General features: G+C 40.0%; 16 protein-coding genes. 12 read left to right on the top strand and 4 right to left on the bottom strand.

Annotated elements, in window-relative coordinates; all coding sequences use genetic code 11:
- The first annotated feature begins 43 nt into the window (after nt 1–43).
- Genes HF078_RS02880 through HF078_RS02890 form a run of 3 tightly spaced genes read left to right on the top strand, consistent with a single transcriptional unit; the run spans nt 44 to nt 3,045 of the window.
- The gene (locus tag HF078_RS02880) at nt 44–484 is read left to right on the top strand and encodes a hypothetical protein (RefSeq protein WP_169289749.1); all 441 of its coding nucleotides are present in this window, start codon (nt 44–46) and stop codon (nt 482–484) included.
- Between the two features lie 15 nt (nt 485–499).
- Nucleotides 500–2,437 carry a DUF1430 domain-containing protein gene (locus HF078_RS02885; protein WP_169289750.1) on the top strand — a complete coding sequence of 646 codons (1,938 nt, stop codon included), beginning with the start codon at nt 500–502 and terminating at the stop codon, nt 2,435–2,437.
- Nucleotides 2,434–3,045, top strand: coding sequence for an ABC transporter ATP-binding protein (locus HF078_RS02890; protein WP_169289751.1), 612 nt, complete (start codon nt 2,434–2,436; stop codon nt 3,043–3,045). The genes HF078_RS02885 and HF078_RS02890 overlap by 4 nt, the downstream gene beginning before the upstream one ends.
- A gap of 260 nt (nt 3,046–3,305) precedes the next feature.
- Here HF078_RS02890 and HF078_RS02895 read toward each other — a convergent pair whose 3' ends face one another.
- Both HF078_RS02895 and HF078_RS02900 read right to left on the bottom strand, forming a co-directional pair.
- Entirely contained in the window at nt 3,306–3,710 is a 405-nt protein-coding gene (locus tag HF078_RS02895; protein ID WP_169289752.1) for a sporulation protein, read from the bottom strand.
- Between the two features lie 165 nt (nt 3,711–3,875).
- Nucleotides 3,876–5,306, bottom strand: a complete 1,431-nt coding sequence (locus HF078_RS02900; RefSeq protein WP_169289753.1) for a hypothetical protein — start codon at nt 5,304–5,306, stop codon at nt 3,876–3,878.
- Nucleotides 5,307–5,497: 191 nt separating this feature from the next.
- On the opposite strand from HF078_RS02900, the gene HF078_RS02905 reads away from it, so the two are divergent.
- The gene (locus HF078_RS02905; RefSeq protein ID WP_169289754.1) at nt 5,498–7,000 is read left to right on the top strand and encodes an amidase family protein; all 1,503 of its coding nucleotides are present in this window, start codon (nt 5,498–5,500) and stop codon (nt 6,998–7,000) included.
- Nucleotides 7,001–7,075: 75 nt separating this feature from the next.
- Here HF078_RS02905 and HF078_RS02910 read toward each other — a convergent pair whose 3' ends face one another.
- On the bottom strand, nt 7,076–7,669 hold the full coding sequence (locus HF078_RS02910) for a vWA domain-containing protein (protein WP_169289755.1): 594 nt from the start codon (nt 7,667–7,669) through the stop codon (nt 7,076–7,078).
- 85 nt (nt 7,670–7,754) lie between these two features.
- On the opposite strand from HF078_RS02910, the gene HF078_RS02915 reads away from it, so the two are divergent.
- From HF078_RS02915 to HF078_RS02940, 6 genes are all read left to right on the top strand, one after another.
- Nucleotides 7,755–8,258: a hypothetical protein gene (locus HF078_RS02915; RefSeq protein WP_169289756.1), complete on the top strand. Its 504-nt coding sequence runs from the start codon at nt 7,755–7,757 to the stop codon at nt 8,256–8,258.
- A 102-nt stretch (nt 8,259–8,360) separates the two neighbouring features.
- Entirely contained in the window at nt 8,361–11,495 is a 3,135-nt protein-coding gene (locus HF078_RS02920; protein WP_169289757.1) for a DEAD/DEAH box helicase, read from the top strand.
- 19 nt (nt 11,496–11,514) lie between these two features.
- Entirely contained in the window at nt 11,515–12,234 is a 720-nt protein-coding gene (locus tag HF078_RS02925; RefSeq protein WP_169289758.1) for a DUF2161 family putative PD-(D/E)XK-type phosphodiesterase, read from the top strand.
- 458 nt (nt 12,235–12,692) lie between these two features.
- Nucleotides 12,693–13,319 carry a metal-dependent hydrolase gene (locus tag HF078_RS02930; protein WP_169289759.1) on the top strand — a complete coding sequence of 209 codons (627 nt, stop codon included), beginning with the start codon at nt 12,693–12,695 and terminating at the stop codon, nt 13,317–13,319.
- A 169-nt stretch (nt 13,320–13,488) separates the two neighbouring features.
- A complete protein-coding gene (locus tag HF078_RS02935; RefSeq protein WP_169289760.1) occupies nt 13,489–16,293 on the top strand; it encodes a response regulator in 2,805 nt (934 codons plus the stop codon).
- A 72-nt stretch (nt 16,294–16,365) separates the two neighbouring features.
- Nucleotides 16,366–17,208 (top strand): CheR family methyltransferase, encoded by an 843-nt coding sequence (locus HF078_RS02940; RefSeq protein ID WP_205831508.1) that lies wholly within the window; start codon nt 16,366–16,368, stop codon nt 17,206–17,208.
- Nucleotides 17,209–17,230: 22 nt separating this feature from the next.
- Here HF078_RS02940 and HF078_RS02945 read toward each other — a convergent pair whose 3' ends face one another.
- Complete coding sequence (locus tag HF078_RS02945; protein ID WP_169289762.1) at nt 17,231–18,373, bottom strand: SpoIIE family protein phosphatase; 1,143 nt, start codon at nt 18,371–18,373, stop codon at nt 17,231–17,233.
- Between the two features lie 190 nt (nt 18,374–18,563).
- Here HF078_RS02945 and HF078_RS02950 point away from each other — a divergent pair, with 190 nt between their 5' ends.
- Both HF078_RS02950 and HF078_RS02955 read left to right on the top strand, forming a co-directional pair.
- Complete coding sequence (locus HF078_RS02950) at nt 18,564–19,310, top strand: YqcI/YcgG family protein (protein ID WP_169289763.1); 747 nt, start codon at nt 18,564–18,566, stop codon at nt 19,308–19,310.
- A gap of 116 nt (nt 19,311–19,426) precedes the next feature.
- On the top strand, nt 19,427–20,554 hold the full coding sequence (locus HF078_RS02955) for a sensor histidine kinase (protein WP_169289764.1): 1,128 nt from the start codon (nt 19,427–19,429) through the stop codon (nt 20,552–20,554).
- The last annotated feature ends 556 nt before the right edge of the window (nt 20,555–21,110 follow it).

Genomic DNA, 21,110 nt, shown 5'->3' on the forward strand with positions numbered 1-21,110 from the left:
AATGAATGGACATTATATATAAATAGACACAGGGGGTAAATAAATGAAAAAGAAAGCTATAGTTATATTCTCTATTCTGGCAGGTATAGTTATTTTTTATAGTTTGGCATGGTATATAAATAATGAAATGGTGTTCAATAAATACGAAGAAGGGTTTGAGGAAATTCCACTTAGTCATACAAAAGTAAAAATGCTTGATGAACATACATTGTCAGTGAAAAAAGCAGATTTTGGAACATTCACTGGTAATCTCAGCATAACGAATAAGGATGATACGGTATCTATTATCATTTGGCCATCTCTTTTTGGAATGGAAAGTGGAATCATGATTACAGAAGAAGGGACGTCCTATCAGATTCTTGTTGATGAGGACTTCCAGATTATCGATGAAACAGATGTAACTGGTAGAGAGCTTATGGAAAGACATAAAGAAGAATTAGAGAAGCAACAGGAAATCGCGAATCAGACGTGGGATATTTTTTAAGGGAATGGCAGAATCATGAAAAAAATAAAATATTTGATGGCGTTTTTATTTTTATCAATTGCCAGTATTTTTGTTGGTGAATTCTATATTTACTATTTAGATAACTTTGAAGAGGATTTCTATCATACTGAATTCTACAAGCCTTTTGATAGTAGTAATGAGGAGATGACAGAAGAACTCCTGAATGCCGCTGAAGAAAATGAGATTATGCTTTTTACAGTGGAAAGGAATGTCATCTCGACAATAAAGAGCGAGATGACCATTTACGGGGTGGAGTCAGTCAAAGAGGAGCTCGAGAACCGCGGAATTCAGTTTAGGAATAATCAAAGCCTTCTCTTAGGTGACATGAATGTCAGCTATAGGGACTTCTCCTCTTTTTACCACAAGGAAAGTGGGCATGTCTACTATCTAGAAGGTGAAAAAGAAAATATTGTTTTATTCAAGCAGCAGCTGGTCGATCAATACGGCGGAGGGTTCCCAAGAATGGGGGCATCAACCAATGCAGAAGGAATCGTATTTGTATTCTTTAGCATCTGCCTTCTGCTGATTCTATTCTTGAGTTATTATGAGATTCAATTATTGAAAAAAGAGTTTTCCGTTCGTGTGTTGATGGGAGCTGATAGTACAAGTCTGATAGGTAAGCTGGTTATGGCGGATCTATTGATCATCACGTTCCTCTACTTCATCAGTTTCAGGCTGACGAGCGAGCTTCATCACTCTTTATTTCATGGTAATGTTCAAATCGCAGGATTGTGTCTTTTCTTGGTGTTCAACAGTTTATTATATGCAATCCTGTGGAAGGGAAACTTCAGAAAGACACTCTCATCTGCTGGAGGAAAAAGTGTACTTGCAATCAACTATGGTTTAAAGATTGTCATGAGTGTCCTGTGTATCTTGTCCATTACCGCCATGGCTACATTTATTGACCAGGGGCTCAATTATTACAAGCAAAAAGGGCTCATTTCCACTTTTGAAGATTACTCTTACGTTCAATTGAATTACCGGGATGTAAGTAAATTTGAGGAAAGTGCTGCAATCCGGGAGGAATTTCATGAGATATTTGCCGAAAAGTCTGCAGATATGACGAATCTTCAAGGGTCTGTGATAGGCCAGACGGACTTCAACTATCCTGTTCTACGAATAAATGAAGGTGCCCTTAAACAGCTACCTGAAGCTTTTATCAAGAATTTAGAGGAGGATTTCGTCCACTTTTTGATTCCAGTTGATTTAAAGGACAGGAACGTTCCGATTGATGGAATTAAAGGTGTGTACAGTTTGTACGAACCTTCTCATCCACCATTTAAAATAACGTACTATGAGGATGATTTAAAGGTTCTTAGTGCAAAGGATATGTTTTATCCTTTCAAAACAAGGCTGGAATCTAACCCGATTATGCTAGTAAACAGTGCTACATCTGCGGAGGATGTTAGTAATGAATATGCGCAAATCAGGACATATGTTGCCTATGACGTTATGTATAATATCACAGACAAAGAGTACAAAAAGTTCCTTGCTGACAACGAAATGGAAGACGAGCTTGTAGTAAAGACCAATGTTAAGGATCTGTATGAGTACAATTGGAAAATTATTGAACGCGGCATGTATATATCATTCATTCTTCTTGGATTGGTACTTGCAATGAACATATTTATTGTGGCAACGATTCTCAAGGTCGAATACACATTTAACGCGAAAGAGTTATTATTAATGAAAATATTCGGAAGATCTCTATTTGAGCGCAACAGAAAGATTATTATTCTATCCATAGGGACAAGCGTCATAAGCGCATTAATAGCGATTGTCATCAGCTTTTATATTAATACTTCTCTTACAGGCTACTTGATTATGGGCAGTGTCCTTATTATACTGCTGGATTGCATGATATTGTACATTAATATCACCCGTCTGGACCAAAAGAGCCTTGTAAAAGTTTTGAAAGGCGGGATTGTATGATTCAAGTAAAGCAACTTACAAAAAGATTTGGCAGCCGCACCCTGTTTCATAACTTAACCTTTACCGTGGAGAAAGGTGAATTTGCCATCATATCTGGTAAAAGTGGGTGTGGAAAGACTACTTTATTAAACATCATCGGGGGAATAGAAGAAGCAGACGAAGGAAGCGTATTGGTTAATGATATAGAAATAACCAAGAAGTTTGATAAAAAAAGCTATTACGGCGAAACGGTGTCTTTCATCTTTCAAAATTTTGCCCTGATTGAAAATAAAACCGTCAAACAAAATTTTGATATCATCGGTAAGAAAAACAGATCAGGTATTAGCTATGATGAGGCGCTTGCTAAGGTAGGTCTACCGGATAAATTAAACGAAAGAATATATACTCTTTCAGGTGGCGAGCAACAGCGCATTGCCCTAGCCAGAACCTACTTGAAAAAAGCTGATATAATTTTAGCTGATGAACCAACAGGTTCTTTGGACAGGGGGAATGCTAATCGAATTATGAACATTTTGAAGGATTTAAATGAAGACGGAAAAACAGTTATCATCGTGACACATGACGAGATGATAAAAGAGCAAGCACCGAGATTAATTGAGATACGATAGCTGGTTATGGATAAAGAGACAGATGCCTGTGCTCCTACTTAAGATTCATAGGCATCTTTTTTATATCTTTAACAGACGGAAACTGGACATTTGCTTTAATAGATTTCATAATTCCGTCTCTTTAAATTAAATGTATTTTCCTATTTGGGTGGGCAAACTAACTCTCTTTCTTGCAGTCAGAGCTTTTGCCTAAATATTTCTTTCAGAATCACTATTCTCTAAAATATTTAAAAACAAAAAACCTGCCTCCGCAATAGAAGTCAGGCCTTAATTCTTTCAAGTTCAAGAACAACTATCTCATCATGATCCATGCTCTTCACATCATCTTGAAAAATCAGTCGCGTGTGGAAACGATAGCTTATATGTTCAGTTGAAGGTTCTAATGGAATTGGAAGCTGATAGCAAAATGGATACTCTGCTTTATCATTTGCATCCATGCTTTTGGACATGAGAATCGTCGTAACAGCATCCACTGTTTCAACTGTATCCCCTTGAAATTCCTTTACAAGGTCACATTCTAATCTTTTTATGTGTTGCCTAGCCCAACCGCCTTCAACGTAAAAGGTGCCAGTCACACTTTCACCAGGATTTAACTCCATATTATTCAAAACTAAATCTACATGGGGAGAACCTATATTTAAGTAGCTCATTACTTTTTTTATCATATAACTTTAACCTCCGGAAAGAGTAATAACTTAATGTTCGTATATTTAAAGATACGAACAGCTAGAACAAAAGGTTTCACCTATTTTTTCTTATGTAAAAAATACATACCCATTTTACACAATCAAAAGCCCTCATCCATACAAAGAATGAGGGCTTCCAATATATCAAAATAACCAAAGTCCAACTAATGTCGCTACAATCAGTCCTATTATCACTGGCAAAAAGCTCCGTCTCACAAGCTCCATTACAGGAACCTTTGCAAAACCGGCAACAGCTACAAGGGAAGACCAGGCAATCAATGTTCCTCCGCCAACCCAGACAGAACCCATCTGTCCTATTGCTGCAAGTGTGGCAGCTTCCACTCCAACACTTTCACCAAGGGCTCCAGAAAGCGCTCCAACAAGAGGAAGTCCCGAGAAGCCAGAACCATCTAACCCTGTTATCATTCCGATCAGCAGTATTACAAATCCTGCGATAAATGAACTTTCAGGGATATATGACTGACCGGCAAGTATGAGGTCAAACAGGAAGGAGGGTGTCTCCTCAGAAGGAGTGCCCAGGATTCTAGAAGCAAGTTCCCCACTACCAATAAAGAAGAATCCAGCAATCGGAATAACTGGCCCCATCGCCTTAAAGGCAAACAAGAAACCTTTGACCATATTGTCACTGACAGTTTGAAGGGAGGTACGGGCGTTAAGGAAGAATGACGCTCCAATTAATAGAATGAGCGAAGCCCCACCTATAAGGGCCGCGCCAGCTCCACCCTCTAGAGAAGGAATGACATCGGAAAACTTGGCCAGAACCATATAGATGATGATAGCCAGAAACGTTCCTGGAACTAAGACAGCAAACAGTGTGCTATATTTGCTTGTTGTCACAGGTCCGCTTTCTGTCACACCCTCCGTGTCACCACTCTGGTTATCTACATTGTTCCATTTTATTAAATGCTCATTTGCCGGTCGTACAATAAGCTTGCGTATAGAAATATAAGCAAGTGTGATAGCAACTGCTCCTGTAACAAGGGATAAGATGAAACCGCGATCGGCAACCGTAGCAATATCCACAGTAGCAGCGGTGGCTGTTAAGGCTGGGGCAATTTGAATAATGTAGTCCGATGATAACGCCATGCCTTGACCGGCAAGGGAAATGGCGATTGCTGCCCCAATGGGTGGAAGCCCCGCTCTAATGGCAACAGGAATTAAGAGTGCACCCACAAGGGGTACCGCTGGAGTAGGCCAGAAAAATAGGGAAATCGCATAGGTAACAAACACAATGACCCAAAACGAGACATGCCCGTTTTTCATCACCCGCTGAAAAGGAGTAATCATTTGTTCATCAGTACCTAATGATTTAAGGGAAAGTAAAAGTGCCGTCATGATGGCAATAATCAGGAAGATATTAAAAAGCTCTCCTGCTGCAACCAAGCTGGCGTTAAATATGGTTTGAAGACCGAAAATGAATGACCCACTGAAAATCCACCCCACTAAAAAAGTTACCAGGATGGCAGGAACCACTACATTTTTCCTGAACAACATTGTAACGATGATAATTAGTGTACCAAGTAAATACATCCAATGTGCTGCAGTCAATTCCATCTGTACCAAACTCCCCTCCAAGGCGAACAAGCCCAAGATGTAAAATATAAATTTCTGTATGGTAGCCTATGTTAAAAGGTGGTCTTTGGTGAAGATCGTGAAAACTACATTATCAACATGGGATTTTTTTGATTACTAGACAGAGGTTTATTCACCTACATTGAGGAATAGAGTATAGAGAGGTGATAACGTTGAAGAGGGATGAATATAAAAAGTATGACGGACTAGGACTGGCAGAATTGGTGAAAAACAAGGAAGTCAAGCCTACTGAACTGTTAGAAATGGCGGTCAGTGAAATTGAGACACAAAATCCCCAGCTGAATGCGGTTATCCATACGATGTACGAACAGGCAAGGACTGCCGCGGGGAAGGCAGTTACAGGGCAGTTTGCAGGGGTTCCAATCTTATTAAAAGATATAGGTCAGGAAATAAAAGGTGAACCAAAAACGCTAGGATCTAAAGCTCTATACAAGTATAGGGCCAAGAAGGACTCTGAATATGTAAGTCGGCTCAGGAAAAGCGGCTTTCTGTTTTTAGGACAAACAAATGTCCCAGAGTTTGGCTTGATGGCAATAACAGAACCTGTTGTATACGGTCCTGCAAAAAATCCATGGAAACTAACTCATACTCCTGGAGGTTCAAGTGGCGGTTCGGCAGCAGCAGTGGCCTCAGGCATGGTTCCAATCGCAGGAGCAAATGATGGGGGAGGTTCCATTCGTATTCCTGCTGCATACTGTGGACTGTTTGGGATAAAACCTACAAGGGGAAGAACGCCGGTAGGTCCGCAGCTTGGTCGGTTCTGGCAGGGAGCGGCAGTTGAACATGTGTTGACCCGGACTGTAAGAGATAGCGCAGCAGCCTTGGATGAATTAAAGGGAGCTGAAAAAGGAGCGGCATTTTCCATCCCAGATTATAATGGAAGTTTCTTGGATATCATTAAACAACCTATAGAGAAAAAGCTCCGTATTGCTTATTCTACTAAATCGCCAATTGGTACTGAAGTTCATCCTGACTGTGTAGAGGCAGTCACAAAAACGTTAAGATATCTAGAGTCAGAAGGTCATAGTCTTGAAGAGAAAGATGCACCGATAGATGGGAAGAAAGTTGCAACAAGTTATCTTTCCCTCTACTTTGGAGAAGTTAGCGCGATGGTTTCTTCCCTAGAGGAGATACTTGGACGGAAAGCTACTTTAAATGATGTCGAACCTGCAACCTGGCTGCTTGCCCTCATTGGTAAATCCATGTCTGCGCAAGAATTCGTCCTCAATATGAGGGAATGGGATGTTGCAGCTTATGCTATGGAAGAATTTCATGAAACCTATGATTTATATATAACACCTGCGACTGCCTTTCCTCCCGCGAAAATTGGAGATCATAAACTAAAGCCGCTTGAGAGTATTGCACTGCAAGTGACGGGGAAACTGGGATCTGCTGCAATCCTCAAGAAAATGGGTATCGTGGAACAACTTGTACAAGAAAGCTTAAAAAGAGTTCCTTTTACGCAGCTTGCAAACTTGACTGGGCAGCCGGCTATGTCGTTACCTGTCCATGTGACAAAGGAGGGTCTCCCAGTTGGTGTCCAGTTTATGGCAGGGCGGGGGAAGGAAGACTTACTACTTCAAATGGCAAGGATGATAGAAGAAACAAAACTATGGATAGGGATGGAAGAGTTGCTTTCCACAGCTACCAAATAGGAAAAAAAGTTGGAGAACCCGTCTGAAATTTATATGGACGGGTTCTCTTTTAACTAGTTCTGTCTTACAAATTATCTAATTTTCCACTTGAATCCTTTTCTCTGAAACGATGTCACAGACGTTTTCATACATCATCTCCACACCTTTGTTGGTAGCTTCAAAGTTAAATGCTTGATTCTCCTGAATACCTAAGCTTTCCGCTTCCTTTGCAACGTCTATATTCGCTCCCATGAAGATGAACTGCCAACTGTATTTGTCTTCTTGGTGACGGATTAACTCTTTTACTCTAGGATACGTGAACTCTACGCTTGAATTTTCCATGCCGTCCGTGGTGATGACAAAGATTACATTACCAGGTCGTTCAATTTCCTCAATCCGAGACAAGCGGTTTCCTACATCTAGTATGGTTCTACCGATTGCGTCCAAAAGGGAAGTAGTGCCTCTAACGTGATAGTCTTCTCTTGTTAACGTAACATTCTTCGCATTCACACCGTTCCATAAAGTTTCCACTTCATCGTCGAATAGGACGGCGGTGACAAGGGTCTCTCCTTCATGTCTACATTGTCTTTCCAAGAATGCGTTAAACCCTCCAATTGTATCCTTTTCGAGGCCTCCCATTGACCCGCTTCTGTCCAATAGAAAAATAATCTCTGTTAAGTTTTTATTCATTTTCATCTTCCTCCTTCATGCTATAATAATAACTAACAATATCCATAAAATGGTCGCCTTCAAAGCGACATTTGGAGGTAGGGGAATGATAGATAAAAAGTTTTTGGAGGAGCTCGAAGAATTTATTTGGCAGCATCAAATTCACGATGTACTTGAGGAATATGAATACAGCTGCTACAAAGAATCACCTATTCTTCATGAAAATAATGATGTATTTGAAATTGAAGAGTTCATAAAAAATAATAAGAAGCCCACGCTGCAACAGGTTTTGTTTCAGTATATGGACCGCAATGGGGGAACAGATGCGGAGATATATAAAAAAGCCGGTTTGGACCGAAAACACTTTTCTAAAATACGAACCAACCCAGAGTATCGCCCTAAAAAATCAACGATTGTGGCATTGGCTTTTGCCTTGGGACTTAATGAAGAAGAAACAGAAGACCTGCTTGGTGCTGCAGGGTATTCTTTGTCGGGAAACGATATACCTGACCTCGTAGTCAAATTCTTTCTAATGAAAGGAATTTATGACCTTGTAAGATTGAACGAAGCGGTTGATGATATGAAATTAAAGAGTATAAGAAGTATATAGTAAAGCGGAGACACAGCTTGCCAGACTAGGGGGCTGTGCTTCTTATTGTGTGTTACAATCTACTTTAGAAAGTCGAAATCCACCCTGAAAGGAGAACACCACATGAACATAAAAGTAGATAAAAAACTCATCCAAGAACGATGTGGTACAGTTTCCTTAAAAAGCGGGGAGGCCTTTCGCAGAGCGGATAAAGTGAAAATAGAAGAATGGAATAACGATAGGTGTGTTGCTATCGTAACGACCACCGAGGATTTCCGTGTTGTTGTATCGGCGGATAGATCGGGTGATTTTCATACAAGCTGTACTTGTCCAAAACTAGCTTCTGTAAAAATAGAATGTCAGCATGTTGCAGCTGTGCTTTTGACGATTTATGAAAACAATTTATCACAACATGACCTGTCAGAAGAAGTGTTCCGTCTATTCCAAGCAGATAAGAAACCTACAAGTGGCAGTCAGCTTCATTTCGAAAAAAGAGAAGTGGTAGACGTAGCTTTCGCCATGAAACCGGTATTAAAAGATAAGGGGAATTTTCTTGGAATAGAGCTTTCGTTGAACCAGAGCGTTGTACAAGATCCGCGTAAACTATTACATGCTATAAAGAATGGAAAGAGTAGGGACTTGTTTGACCCTAAGATTCAATGCTTTAACAAAGAAGCGGATGCTGTTATTCAACATATGATAGACATTCTAGATGATGAAAAAACATTTACGGAGGACATGGAGATATTGCCACAAGCACTAATTCTTCCACCTTCCTCCTTTAAAAAAATTGCACCGCTTTTACAGCAGGTAAGTGTGAAAATACATCTTCATAAACAAGCATACGAAGGCTTTAAGTTAATAAAAGAGCCCCTTTCCCTTCATTTTTCTTTTACAGAAGATAACGCAAATGGGGTTCTGCTGAAGGTTGATGGGTTAAATAGTTTATTGGTCTTCAGATCATATAATGCAGTTTTTAAGGATGGATACTTTATTTCCTTGGAGACAGATGACTGCCGTCGACTTGCAGAGTTGAAAAGAATGTTAGATGCATCAAGGACAAATTCCATCCCCATTGCTCTTAATCAGGTACAGATGTTTGTGGAGAAGGTAGTGCCGGGCTTAAGGAAACTCGGAAAAGTGGAACTTGATGAAACGGTCGCCAAGCGTTTTACAAAAACCCCGTTAGTAGCGAAACTCTATCTGGACAGAGTGAAAAACCGGCTTTTAGCAAGTATAGAGTTCCAATATGAACAGGTGATCATTAATCCTCTAGATCCAAGAGAACACAGGATGAACACCATGATTATCCGCGATTATGATAAGGAGCAAATGATTCTTGATTTAATGGAGGACAGTGAATTCGGAAGTACAGATGAAGGGTACTTTCTGCACAACGAAGAGCTGGAGTATCAATTCCTCTATCATATGCTGCCTGCGTTGCAACGTTTTGTTCAAGTGTATGCAACGACTGCTATTAGAAATCGAATTTTTAGGGAAAGTGCCAAACCCCAAATACGGATCAGGGTAAAAAAAGAGCGGACCAATTGGCTTGAATTTAAATTTGAAATGGACGGCATACCGGAATCTCAAATCAGGGAGCTTTTAAGTGCATTAGAGGAAAAAAGAAAATATTATCGTTTAAAAAATGGTTCATTGCTTTCATTGGAAACAAGGGAATTTGAAGAGATTCAACGTTTCTTGCAAGCCAACCCAGTGCAAAATGAGGATTTAGAACAGGGCTTGAATGTGCCCATTATTAAAGGATTCAAGATGATGGATTCCGTAACAGATGAGGGTGTGTTTTCCTTAGAAGAAAGTTTCCGACAGTTTCTGGAGGAAATCAGAAATCCAAGTGGTGACAATATTCAGGTTCCAAATCAAGTGGATAAAATCTTAAGAGATTACCAAGTACAAGGCTTCAGATGGATGAAAACATTGGCTCACTACGGTTTTGGTGGAATTTTGGCAGATGATATGGGGCTTGGGAAAACCTTGCAGAGTATCACATTTATCCTCTCGGAGCTACCTGATATCCGCTATAAAAAATGTCCGGTTTTAATTGTTACCCCTTCCTCACTAACCTATAACTGGCTTAGTGAAATTGGGAAGTTTGCGCCAGAAATTAAGACTCTCATTATGGATGGAACACGAAAGGAACGCGAGCAGAGTTTTTCACAGATAAAGGAAGTGGATGTCATCATCACTTCATACCCTTTGTTGAGACGTGATGTTAACCTATATGCTACTAACCTGTTCCATACGGTGTTTTTTGATGAAGCACAGGCCTTTAAAAACCCAGTTACTCAAACGTTTCGAGCAGTGAAAAGAGTGGAAGCCGATTATAAATTTGCTTTATCAGGTACTCCTGTCGAAAATTCTCTAGAAGAGCTGTGGTCTATTTTTCATATAGTTTTCCCGGAGTTGTTTATGGGATTGAAGGAATACAGCAATTTGACTAGAAAAACCATTGCGCGTAGGATCCGGCCATTTATGCTGCGACGCGTGAAAGAGGATGTACTGGCGGAGTTGCCGGAGAAACTTGAAAGCTTGGAATTCGTAGAGCTATTACCAGAGCAAAAGAAGCTTTATGCGGCTTATCTTGCAAAACTTCGACATGATACATTGAAGCATTTGAACAAGGATACATTGAGAAAAAATAAGATCCGGATACTGGCAGGATTAACAAGGCTCCGTCAGATTTGTTGCCATCCCACGCTTTTTGTTAACGGATATAAGGGAAGGTCTGCGAAGTTTGACATGCTGTTACAATTAATTGAAGAATCTCAGCGTTCAGGAAGAAGGGTGCTTATTTTTTCTCAGTTTACTAAAATGCTCGAGCTGATAGGAAGAGAGCTTGCCCATCAAGGACTGCCCTACTTTTACCTTGACGGCCAAACTCCATCAGAAGAAAGGGTGGAACGTTGTGAGAGGTTCAATTCTGGGGAAAGAGACTTTTTCTTAATTTCGCTAAAGGCAGGAGGGACTGGTCTTAACCTGACAGGTGCTGATACTGTTATCTTATATGATCTTTGGTGGAATCCCGCAGTGGAAGAGCAGGCGGCTGACCGTGCCCATCGTATGGGCCAAACGCAAACGGTTCAGGTGATAAAGCTTGTAACAAGGGGAACAATCGAAGAAAAAATGAACGAACTGCAAGATAAAAAGAGACATCTAATAGAAGAAATTATAGACCCTGACGAAAGAGTGTCAAAAGCATTAACGGAGGAGGACATCCGGGAGATTCTTTCCATTTAGGGGAGGTTGGTGTGTAAGCATGACAGAAAAGAAAAAAATGTATGAAGTAGATTTGTATAAGCCTATTCAAAAGCATTTTGTCAAAGAAGGGTATGAGGTGTACGGGGAAGTGAATGACTGCGATATTGCGATGGTGAAAGGTGAAGTGGTGGTTGTTGTAGAGCTAAAGCTGAATTTAAATGTTCAGCTGCTCATTCAGGCGACAAAGCGGCAAAAGCTTACGGACCTTGTTTATATAGCGATACCAAAGCCATCTTTTAGCAGGCGTTCAAAACGTTGGACAGATCTGTGTCATTTAATTAAGCGGCTTGAACTGGGCTTGATTGTCGTGTCATTCAGCGGAAGAGGGAAACGTGTGGAGGTTATGTTTGATCCAGTTCCGTTTGATCGAGCAAAAAGCCTGCGTAAAAATAAACGGAAGCGTGATGCATTGGTCAAAGAGATGGACGGTCGTTCATCTGATGTCAATCTCGGCGGAAGCAACCGAGTAAAGATAAGAACTGCTTATAAAGAGAACTGCGTTCAAATTGCGTGCTATCTGGATAGGTTCGGACCTTTGTCGCCAAAGGCTTTGCGAGATTTAGGAACTGGCGAGAAAACCTCTTCCATTTTAACAAAGAACTATTACCGCTGGTTTGAACGGGTAAAGCGCGGGACATATGTGATCAGTGAGAAAGGGAAGAAGGAACTTTGTGATCATAGCGAGCTTGTGGAGCACTTTTTGAAGAAAATTGATTAAGTTGGAGACTCTTCTGCACTTTTAAGTGGGAGGGTCTTTTTACATGGATGGAGAAGGCTAGAAGCAGATACTACCTTAGGAAGTGGATCTGAATCTGAATATACCTACAGGTGGTATTCGAATTGAAAATCGGGCGAAAATTCAAGGTAATCGGGCGAAAATAGCAAGGAATCAGGCGAAAATTTCATTTTACGGGCGATTATTACGATTATCGGGCGATTTACAAGTACAATCGGGCGATTCGTACTATCCACTCCAAAAAAACATAGAAACATATTTGGATTTTCCGATCATACCCCCACCCCCGGGTCCCCAGTCACTAACAATCAGGACTTTTGCACCTAAACAGAACAAATGTTTTCCTGTAGAATAGCTAAAACGTGATGTTGTATAACCAAAGGTTTCGGAAATAACAACACACGATCAACTCAGAACATCAGACAGGGGTGAAACAAAACATGAATGGAACTCCACATGCAGCCATAGGGGCAGCAACAGGTTTCGCAGTAGCAAACACGTTGCACACAACCCCGACTACCACTCTTATTTTAGTCAGCTTGGGAACCATATCAGGCCTTGTGCCAGATCTTGATATTGACGGGAAACTTCGCGGAAGAATAACGCTATCCCACAAAGTGACGAGATTGATTGCCCAAATCATTGGAACAATGATGATCCTATACAGTTTATATGAAGGAACCCTAGAGGAAAAGTTGAGGGGAATCGGAATTGGAGCGCTTATGATTCTTATTTCTTCCTTCATAAAACAGAAACATATGCTGACCATCACTGCTGCGGGGGTTATTCTCGGAGGGGTTTCCCTGCAACAAATGTGGGTGATACTTTTTGGGATCTATATCATAGTAGCTTCCTTAGTGTCCCACAGAAGTTATACCCACTCCCTACTTGGTGTGGCATTTTTCGCTTACATAGCTTTACAACTTGAACAATCACTATCTATCACTGGAGTATTTTTAACATGCACCATCTCCTATATCAGCCACCTAATCGCTGATATGAAAATCTTGCCGTTTAATAAAAGAGGAATTAAGTTGTTCCTCCCAGTGTCATCAAAGGAGATATGAAGAAGAAAGGGCCAACTCCAAGAATAAATGGACTTAGCCCTTTTTTACTAAAAAAACTTCCGTTGATTCGAACACCCAAACTCGACCATCATTTCCTCTTACTGGTATAATCAGTCTAGATAGTTGTGCACGTTTTCAGCATCATAAACCAATGAAAGTGGGAGTTGCGGTGAGCTTTAAGAAAAAACAATTTGTTGGTCTTGGAATTACAGTGATTTCGCTTGTTTTGCTATTGTCTGTAATTTTATTTATGGCCAATTCCATGAAGACAAATATGCTGGAAATAGTAGAGGACAGGTATTTCAAAGTCAACAAAGCTACTGATATTAGGCAATTGTTCTATGAAACAGACAGGCAGCTGTTGTTTGTTATTAATCGGGACGATGCGGAAGATATTACTGACAATCTAGCAAATATTGCTGAAAATAGGGAAGCTGCCAGAACCAACATCATAGAATTGGAAGCAGTTCTAGAGCGAAGCGAAACAAAAGCGTTAATACGTAGTATTCAAGAACGTTACGATTCGTACTGGGTTATGGAACAACAAATCGTTTCCGAAATTAATAATGGTGCTTCTAACGAAGACTTGCAAGAAATCTATGTTTCTCAACTTGATACAAGATCAGCACTTCTCCAAGACATATCTGATTTTAAAGATATGCAGGAATCGTTTATGCAAGATACCTTGGCAAACGCTAATGAAACCTATCAAACTCTAATAATTATTATGGTTACTGCCGTCATCCTATCATTAATGGTAATTGTCTTGACCACTCTTTGGGTAATTCGAAGTACCAACAGACGTCTAGATGAAGTGAAGAATGGAATTAAAGATATTAACTATACCGACCTATCTGTTTTACCTAGATTAAGTACAGACATAAAGGATGAAATCGGAGAAATATCGGTAGCTTTTAATACGATGGCTTCGTCTATTGAAACCTATCATAAGAAAGAAAAGCAGTTTACAGTAGAAATTGGTAGACAAAACTGGGTGCAAAAAAACTCTGCAGATATTATAAACCTCTATCATCGCAATGTTTCTACGGACTCGCTTGCAGAAAAATTTATTGCAACCTTAACACCTCTCATGGATGCAAAGCTTGGTGCTTTTTATCTGTTAGATGGAGAAGGAAAAGAATCCTCATATAGAAAAATTGCGACCTATGCCGACGGTGCAGAAGATGTTGGTGGAGAAGCATATAAGCTTCGTGAAGGCTTGGTAGGGCAATGTGCCTGGGACAAGAAGGAAATCCTTCTGCAGGATGTCCCAGAAGGCTATTCCGTCATTACGACAGGAATTGGTCATATTAAACCGAAGAGCATCATTATTGCACCTGTCATCGTAAAAGACGAAGTGATTGCCGTCATTGAAGTGGCGACATTGACAGAATTTACAAAGACGCACCGCCAGCTTTTAAATAAAGTGCTTGAAACACTTGGTATTGCTATCACGAACATTTTAGGAAGAATGGAAGTCGAGCGCTTACTGCTTGAATCACAAGCGCAGACAGAAGAGCTCCAATCTCAATCGGAAGAACTGCAGGCTCAGTCTGAAGAGCTTCAAACCCAATCAGAAGAGCTGCGAATGATTAATGAGCAGCTTGAAGAACGGTCCCGTGATGCGGAACAGAAATCTGCAGACCTTCAAACTGCGAAAACGGAGCTGGAAGAAAAAGCGAAACAGCTTCAACTTAGCTCTAAATATAAATCGGAGTTCTTGGCTAATATGTCCCACGAACTGAGAACACCGTTGAATAGTATCTTACTTCTATCAGAAATGCTGGCGGAAGATCCAGAAGACCAATTGACAGATGAACAAAGAGAGTTCTCCCGTGTCATCAATTCTTCCGGTCAGGATTTGTTGAATCTGATAAATGATATTCTGGATCTTTCCAAGGTGGAAGTGAAAAAGTTAGAAGTGATGTTTGGGGAAGTGAACGTAGAAGAGTTCATTAACCGACTGGAGCTTCAGTTCACCCATATTGCCAAGCACAAAAAGCTGGATTACGAGATTGTTCGTGGAAATCAGCTACCAGATGTAATTTTCACGGACGAACAGCGTCTTCAACAGATTGTAAAAAATCTGTTATCGAACGCTTTTAAGTTTACAGAACAAGGGAAAGTATCCGTGAAAATTGAAAAAGCACTAAAAAGAGACCTTCTAAGAGCGAAAGTAAATGTAAACGCGGATACTTGGTTGAAGATATCTGTGGAAGATACCGGAATTGGCATTTCCAAGGACAAGCAGTCCCTTATTTTTGAAGCCTTCCATCAAGGTGATGGAGCGACTATGAGAAAGTATGGCGGAACTGGACTTGGCCTTTCCATCTCCAAGGAATTCTCTAATCTTTTGGGGGGCAGTGTGTTTGTAGAGAGCGAAGAAGGCGAAGGAAGTATCTTCACTCTGTTAATTCCTAGTCTGCCAAATGGAATGCCTCAATTAAAAGAAGTAGAGGCAGCGTGGCAGGAAGTAGCATCCACATCTGAAGCCGATTTGTTGGAAGAGGAAAACATGGTTCTAGACATGGCGAGGAAAGAAGAAATACGTAGTGAATCGCAAACATTAGTGGAAGATAATGATATTTCTAATATCCTAAAAGGAAAGACGGTTGTCGTTGTAGATGATGACCATCGAAACGTCTATGCCTTGAATAATGCTTTGAACAAAGAGGATATGAACATCTTAACTGCAGAGAACGGTTTGCAGTGTCTTGATATCCTCCATGAAACAGAACATGTTGATATCATCTTGATGGATATTATGATGCCGGTCATGGATGGATATAAAGCTATTAAAACGATACGTAATCTAGAAAAACATAAAGACGTTCCAATCATTGCCCTTACAGCAAAAGCGATGAAAGGTGATCGAGAAAAATGTCTGGAAGTGGGAGCTTCGGATTATATCAGCAAACCACTTAAACTTGATCAACTATTATCTGCGATGCGAGTTTGGGTAGCAAAAAATTAGGTTATAGACAAAAGGAACGGTTACGGTTCGTTGGATTGCGAGTAACCGTTCCTTTTTATAAGATTTGAGTTTTTGGAGGCAGGATTAGAAGTGGACAAGCAAGACTTGGAATTAGAATTATTCTTAACCGCAGTTTATCGGCTTTCAGGGTTCGATTTTCGGAAATACATGGAGTCTTCCATTATGAGAAGAGTGGAAAATAGATTAAGGTTAGAAGGGTTAAAAAATATAACGGAGCTGACAGAACGAGTAATACATCAAGAAGTGTTCTTAAAGAAAATTTTAGATGATTTTTCTATTAATGTTACGGAGATGTTCCGTGATCCTTCTTTTTTCTTGTCCTTCCGAGAAAAGGTGATTCCTCTTTTAAGAGAATTACCGGAAATTCGTGTATGGCACGCAGGCTGTTCTTCTGGAGAGGAAGCCTACTCTATGGCCATTCTTTTAGAAGAAGAGGGAGTCGGTCATAAGTCGAAAATCTATGCAACTGACATGAATGAGAAGATTTTGGAGAAGGCACAAAAAGGAGTCATCCCCCTTTCGAAAATGAAAACATATACGAAGAATTATATGCAAGCCGGTGGCAAAACGGCCTTTTCTGAATATTATCAATCGGATCATCAGTTTGCCTATATAAAGGAAAATCTGTTGAACAGAATAGTGTTTGCTCAGCATAACCTTGTGACAGACCGTTCGTTTAATGAGTTTCATATCATTGTTTGCCGTAATGTATTAATTTATTTTAATTTAGAGCTGCAATTTAATGTGATTCAATTGTTTCAGGAGAGTCTTGGGGCTGAGGGGTTCCTTGGGCTTGGGAGCAAAGAGGCGTTACGTCTTGATGCCCATCCTAGTTTTGAAGAGTTTGATGTATATGATAAGATTTATCGCAAAAAAAAGGAGAGCAAGGGTTAATCGGCTCTCCTTTTTTATGAAATTATCTCGCTTGTACCATTACGACGCACATGTCGTCTGAAGCTTGTTGTTGCATGTCAGCAGGTAAGACTAGGTTAATAGGTTCGGGGATGTTTGGTAGATCCCAGAGTTTTGAGGCGGATTTAATGAACTGAGGGTATTGATTCATACCCACCTTCTCCATTGTTTCTACAACACCATCTGTATAAAGCATAATTTGAACGGATTCCTTATAAGTTATCTTCGTCTTCCTAACATCCACGGTCTCGAAGAACCCAAGGGCACATGTTCGATTAGAAAGCTCTACTACCTCATCTTCATCAACGAACGCAAAACCAGCGGGATGACCAGCATTCACATATTCCATTGATTTTTCATTTGTATCGATGACAAGGTAAATAGCCGTAAAATAATATGGAATTTGCTGATTACGTAAATTGAGGGCATGCATCCAGCGATTTAATTCACTAATAACGAATTCAGGATCGGCGCAGCCTCTGATGGAGTCTCGCAATACAGAGGAGATGAACATGCATACTAAGGAAGCAGAAATTCCGTGCCCCATCATATCTAGCAGTATGACAGCATATCTCGAATCGTCGACCTTATACCAATAATACATGTCGCCTGCGAGCTTATAAGCAGGAATGTAAGATGCTTTTACAGTGAATTTGTCTTCTGTGATTGGCTCGCTTAACAGACTATTCTGTACTTGCTGGGAAAGGTCCAATTGATTTTTGATCTTTTCCGCCTGCTTTTTATTCTTATCCTTCTCTTGTTTAAGTCGAAGAACCACTCGGATACGAGCCAATAGTTCCGTCTTATTGATTGGCTTCATGACATAGTCCAATCCACCTGCATCCAGTGCTTCTGCTACCTTATTAGAGTCTTCTAGTGCTGTGACAAAAATGACAGGGATATCTTTCAGGTGTGGAATGGTTTGAAGAGTTCTACACGCTTCAATTCCATCAATTTCAGGCATCATGATATCCATTAAGATGATATCGACGGGCATTTGAGGTGAAGCGGAATTATTATTATGTAAGTATGTAAACATTTCGCTGGCAGATGTGAAGGATAAGTAATCTTTGTATCCCGCTCTTTTTAAGATATTTTCTATAACGAATAAATTTACTTGGTTATCATCGACAATTAGTATGCCCATATTCTTTTTTTCTCCTCTATCTATCTAGAATAGTAAACACCCCACATCTTAATACCCTTTTCCTAAATAGATAAAACCTTTTCCCAGAATAAATTTTGCTTGAATGCTTGGCTATGTTTTGCATGGCAGGTTTAAGGGTAGTTTGCTTGTTAGAAAGGATGCTTTAACTACTAACTCTAGAGGTGATGTAATGGAAACCGCAGTTCGTTCCACAAAAGGTAAGTTGCTGACAAAGGAAGAAATGACAAATGAGAAAATTGTACCCAAATGGGTTGTGCAAGAATATAGGAATTTTCGGGATGTTGTAACAAATAAAACATTTCCTTGTTATTTTGGAATGAGTGCAGAAAAGAAAGGAGAACTTCGTTATTCCTATATTAGTCATGATAATTGGAGGCATTTGCCAGATACTTTAAAGGAATTTAACGCCTTGTTTGATCCGAAAAAACCACTTGTACGACATGGTCTCTTTCTTTTTGTCGAGCCAGAGAAAGAAGAAAAAACTATTCCGTACTATCGGGAATATTTTTGGGATATTTTGAAGTTTTTACATTTGAAAGATGATCAACCTTGGCCTAAAGATTATCCTACAGATCCAGATCACCACCTGTGGGCGTTTTCTTTTGCAGAAGAGCCGTATTTCGTCTTTGGGAATGCCCCCGCCTACAAGCAGAGAAAGACAAGAGATTTAGGGAACAGTCTAATCTTAGGATTCCAGCCAAGAAGAATATTTGAAGGACTGGAAGGTACGTCAAAGGGTGGAATCATGTCCCGTGAGAAGGTAAGGGAGCGTGTGGAAAAATGGGATCAGTTCCCAACACATCCAAATATCAGTCACTACGGAGATCCAGACCACCGAGAATGGAAACAATATTTTATTGGAGATGATGTAAAACCTATCGAAGGTAAATGCCCTTTCTCCATGACGAAAAAATAAGGAGAAAAGTATTCATTTAACGGTATTAATGTTCAGAATTTTTTATCTTCTACTGAAATTTTCTGGTATGATAGAAATAGATTATTCGAAAATAACGTAGAAGGTGGCTGGCAAGTATGGATGCTGCTCAGAAACTCATTTTGTTTTTAGAAGAAAATCATGATCAATTTATCCGGAATTGGAGAAGCAGGAGCGTAATTTCGGAAGATGATATATATAAAGAAGAGGTAGTGCGTAATGGCTGGCAAATGTATCAGTTAATTAAAAAGGCCATTAAAGATCCATTGACTGAAGATGAAATCATTAAGCTCGCTAACAAGACGGCCCATGAACGAGTCCAAGCCAATGTTAACATCAGTGAGTTTGTATTCAATGTGAATACGGGAAGAAGTGAAGTTGTTAAGTGGGTTTGGAATTCCGGAATTCCATCTGAGGAACTTCAACCTTTCATCGACCAAATCAATGCCCTTTTTGACAAGTTTTCTTACCTGGCTGTTAGAAAATACACAGAGATCAAAGAAAAACAGTTGGAAGAAAAAGAGGTATATATCAATCAAACCCATAAAGAGCGTCTTACCATTCTTGGGCAGATGAGCTCAAGTTTTGTCCATGAATTCAGAAACCCCCTAACTTCTGTCATCGGGTTCACAAGGCTCTTGCAGTACGAACTCCCTGATCATCCATATTTGGAGATAATGCGTCATGAATTGGATCAGCTTAATTATCGCATTTCTCAATTTTTACATGTCTCTAGAAAAGAATTGATTGAGAGTAAGCGAGAAGAAGTGAATCTATCCTTCCTTTTACAGGAATTGGTAGAATTCTTGTATCCGAGTTTACTAGATGGAGATGTAGTTATTCAATTGGACATTGATCCTTCCATCAACATGATTGCCAATAAAGATGAATTAAGACAGGTTTTTTTGAATCTGATCATTAATTCCATAGATGCCTTACAACAGGAAAAGGGTGGCTCTCGTACTATTCAAGTGGTTTGTGTGGAGAAGGGGGATTTTACCCAGCTATCGATTTCCAATAACGGACCGAAAATTGAAGAAGACGCCATCCACGCTATTTTTGAACCGTTCTTTACTACTAAGGATTTAGGTACAGGAATAGGGCTGTATATCTGCAAAAAATTGATTGAAAAGCACGATGGTAAAATATTTTGTCAATCCAATGATGAAAAAACCAGCTTTGTTATTCGATTGCCTAACTCACTAAAACATGTGAAATCCTCCTAAGCAAAACGAGGCACTGAAAAACTAATAACCTAAAGTTTTTAATAATTCCTAGCTGTTGATTGGAGCAAAAGGCGAAGACTCCTCGAAAATGCTACGCAATTTCTTCGTGCGATGAATCGCTGCCGAAGCCTTTCTTGTCCTGAGGGAGATAGCGCTAGGTGGAGACCCTGCAGGCGTAGACGAGGAGGCTCTCGTCAGTCCCTAGGAAAGCGAAGCCATTTGCGGAAATCAACAGCGGTGTCTTTAACAACATCTAAAATCAAAGAATTTTTTTAATGTCCTCAGCAAAACGCAGGAGGATTTTTTTTGTTGACAAGCGTTAAAATATATATTATCTTAATAACAACACTTTAACACCTAAAAGCGTTTAAGCGTTTAAGTGTGTTAGCGAAACTTAGCCGAGTTGAGTTTAGTAAATAAATAGGTTGGTAGCTATGTATAAAAGTAGTTTTCCTTATTGCAGCAAAAAGAGACTGGATGGTTGGTGAAAATCCAGGCGTGATGGAAGATGAAGTACAATACATATTTTGAACGGCTATCATAGCAGATGAGTGGG

Source organism: Bacillus sp. RO2 (assembly GCF_012911845.1).
Lineage (GTDB): Bacteria > Bacillota > Bacilli > Bacillales > Bacillaceae_I > Sutcliffiella_A.

Excerpts from the sequence above, each read along its gene's own strand:
- HF078_RS02885 (WP_169289750.1), top strand. The coding sequence starts at position 500 with ATGAAAAAAATAAAATATTTGATGGCGTTTTTATTTTTATCAATTGCC.
- HF078_RS02890 (WP_169289751.1), top strand. The coding sequence starts at position 2,434 with ATGATTCAAGTAAAGCAACTTACAAAAAGATTTGGCAGCCGCACCCTG.
- HF078_RS02950 (WP_169289763.1), top strand. The coding sequence starts at position 18,564 with ATGGAAACCGCAGTTCGTTCCACAAAAGGTAAGTTGCTGACAAAGGAA.
- HF078_RS02895 (WP_169289752.1), bottom strand. The coding sequence starts at position 3,710 with ATGATAAAAAAAGTAATGAGCTACTTAAATATAGGTTCTCCCCATGTA.
- HF078_RS02920 (WP_169289757.1), top strand. The coding sequence starts at position 8,361 with ATGAACATAAAAGTAGATAAAAAACTCATCCAAGAACGATGTGGTACA.
- HF078_RS02900 (WP_169289753.1), bottom strand. The coding sequence starts at position 5,306 with ATGGAATTGACTGCAGCACATTGGATGTATTTACTTGGTACACTAATT.
- HF078_RS02880 (WP_169289749.1), top strand. The coding sequence starts at position 44 with ATGAAAAAGAAAGCTATAGTTATATTCTCTATTCTGGCAGGTATAGTT.
- HF078_RS02930 (WP_169289759.1), top strand. The coding sequence starts at position 12,693 with ATGAATGGAACTCCACATGCAGCCATAGGGGCAGCAACAGGTTTCGCA.
- HF078_RS02925 (WP_169289758.1), top strand. The coding sequence starts at position 11,515 with ATGACAGAAAAGAAAAAAATGTATGAAGTAGATTTGTATAAGCCTATT.
- HF078_RS02910 (WP_169289755.1), bottom strand. The coding sequence starts at position 7,669 with ATGAATAAAAACTTAACAGAGATTATTTTTCTATTGGACAGAAGCGGG.
- HF078_RS02955 (WP_169289764.1), top strand. The coding sequence starts at position 19,427 with ATGGATGCTGCTCAGAAACTCATTTTGTTTTTAGAAGAAAATCATGAT.
- HF078_RS02915 (WP_169289756.1), top strand. The coding sequence starts at position 7,755 with ATGATAGATAAAAAGTTTTTGGAGGAGCTCGAAGAATTTATTTGGCAG.
- HF078_RS02945 (WP_169289762.1), bottom strand. The coding sequence starts at position 18,373 with ATGGGCATACTAATTGTCGATGATAACCAAGTAAATTTATTCGTTATA.